The following is a 2486-nucleotide window of genomic DNA, read 5'->3' on the forward strand; positions in this document are numbered from 1 at the left end:
CCGTCGCGACGGTGCCGGCCCGGCCTCACGTCAGCCGCAGGTGCGGGCCGCGTACCCGACGGCGACCGCCGGCCCGTCGCCCATCGCGACGGTCGCGGTGCCGGCGTCGAGCGTCCGCTCCCGCGTGCTCACCACCGCGGACGCGCTGGCGCCCGGCGCCACTCCCCGCACGGTGCGGTCCCCGACCGCCGTCCGGACCTCGACGTCGCCGGCGTGGTCCGTCGCGTTGCGGACGGTCGTCACGAGCTGGACGCGCCCCTGGCCCACGCAGCGCGCGGCCACGGCCGGCTCGACCGCGGTCGGCGGCGCGTCCACCGTGAGCTCCGGGATCTTGAGGTACGAGCCCGGGGTCGCGAAGGTGATCCGCACCGCCGAGGCCCAGACCGGGTCGAGGGCGACGGCCGTCCGGGTGCCGTTCGCGCCCGGGGCCACGTCCTGCGCCGTCGTCGCGTGCCAGGCGCCGTCGGCGTTCCGGTACTCGACGCCGAACCGCGCGATCGTGCCCTCGATGTTCGTGAACGCGACCTGGTCGACGACGTGCGCCGCGGCCGGCTCCACGGTGAAGGTCACCTCGTCCTGCGTCGAGCCGCTCGCCCACGTGGACCACGACGTGGACGCCTTGCCGTCGCAGGCGCTCTCGGCCGGCATCGTCTCCCAGTCCGTCTGGTGGAAGGTCGCCGAGACGGTCGTCCCGTCGGCCCCGCACAGCTCGACGACGCCCTCTTCGGACACCTCGATCGTGCGGCCGAACGTGCGGCCCGCGGAGAACCGGTCGTCGGCGGCGAGGGTGCCCGTGATCGTGTGCTGGCCGCGCGTGGCGAACGACGTCGCGTCCCACGTCACGGCCACGTCGGCGGTGACGCCGTCCACCTCGACGGGCACGGTCGCGGGCAGGTCGTCCCCGAAGTCCTCGCCCGGCCCGACCTGCTCGGGCAGGCCGTCGTCGACCACCGACCAGACGCCGTCGCCCAGGCCGCGCGAGTCCCAGTAGCTCTCGTCCCAGCCGCCGCCCCAGCGCCCCGGGTCCTCCACGGCGGGGTTGCGCATCTCGGCGCGCCCGTTCTCGCCGATGGTGATCGGCAGCCACACGTACGTCGAGTCGGCGGCGCCGGCGTTCCAGCGGTCGCCCATGTAGACGAACCGGCCGCCGCCCAGGTCGAGCACGTTCGTGGACTGCGAGCCGAACGTGGACCGGCGCGTGTCGCCGACGGACAGCAGCCCGTCGCCGCCCTCCGGAATCGTGCTGTACGGGACGTCCTCGTACTGGTCGTCGGGCTCGACGCCCCGGATCCACGGCCCGAGGATGCTGTCGGCCGTGTAGTACGTCTGCGGGTTGGGGTCCCATCCCGTCGCGCCGGACGCGACGGCGTAGTACCGGCCGCCGTGCTCGAACAGCGCGGGCGCCTCGAGCATCCCGCACTCCTTGACGATCTGGAAGTCCTCCCCGCGCACCGGCGCCTCGGCGGTGCCGTCCGCGAAGAGGTACGGGTACCGGCCGTCCTCCGAGTACTGCCCGGCGTCGGCCATGTCCGTCCCCGTGGTGTGCGTGACGTTCGTGTACGTCTCGTCCAGCTCGGCCACGTAGAGCGACCGGTTCTCCTCCGAGGAGTAGACGATGTACGCCGTGCCGTCGTCGTCCTGGAACACGGTCATGTCGCGCGCCTGGCCCGGCACCGCGGCGGAGATGCAGTCCTGGTAGCTCGTCCGGTTCGGCATCCGGTACACGCCGGTCATGCGGAACGGACCGGTCGGGCTGTCCGACACGGCCACGCCCGCCATGGAGCGCGCGTACATGCTGCCGCCCTGCGTCGTCTGGCCGTCCGAGTGCCACCACAGCACCCACTGGCCGGTCGCGGAGTTGTACAGCACCTTGGGCCGTTCGAAGATCGTCGTGCGGTCGGCCGCCTCGTTCGTGTCGAGGTGGTAGTCGAGCTGCGCGATCCGCTCGGCGCGCGGCTTCCCGGCGTCGTCCACGGTGTCGTAGAGCGCGTCGAAGTACTCCGACTCCAGGTCCGACGGGTCGGACACGGACCGCAGGACGACGCCCTCGTCCGTCCAGTTCTTGGTGTCGTACGACTTGTACGCGTGCACGCCGGGGCTGCCGTAGTAGCCGTTGCTGCGGTCCTCGCCGTACCAGTAGTACACGGTGCGGCCGTCCTCCTCGCTCTGCACCACCTGGCCTCCGTGCGCCTGGACGTGCTCGCCGCCGTCGTCCAGCCAGGGCGGCGAGAAGTAGTCGTCGGCGCCGGTCCCCGGGTCGAGGACGGCGGGATAGCTCGTGTACCCGGCGGCGGCGGAGCCGTCGGAGGAGACGTCGGCCGCGACGCCGGCCGTGGCCTGCAGGCCGACCAGCGCGAGGGTGAGACAGACGCCGCCGGCGGCCGCCCGGCGGCCCGGAGGCGGCGCGGCACCGCGGTCGTCGCGGGGGTGAGGCATGTCGTTCTCCTTCGTCGTCGAAGCGAGACGTGCGTGGCGGGCGACGGCCG

1 protein-coding gene is annotated in these 2486 nt (G+C 73.4%); it reads right to left on the minus strand.

Annotated features, from left to right (window positions below):
* Positions 1-30: 30 nt before the first annotated feature.
* Positions 31-2436, minus strand: coding sequence for a family 43 glycosylhydrolase (locus ACFWEK_RS20750; protein WP_430555266.1), 2406 nt, complete (start codon positions 2434-2436; stop codon positions 31-33).
* Positions 2437-2486 lie beyond the last annotated feature (50 nt).

Source organism: Isoptericola sp. NPDC060257, from assembly GCF_042726645.1.
In the GTDB taxonomy this organism is placed as follows: domain Bacteria; phylum Actinomycetota; class Actinomycetes; order Actinomycetales; family Cellulomonadaceae; genus Isoptericola; species Isoptericola nanjingensis.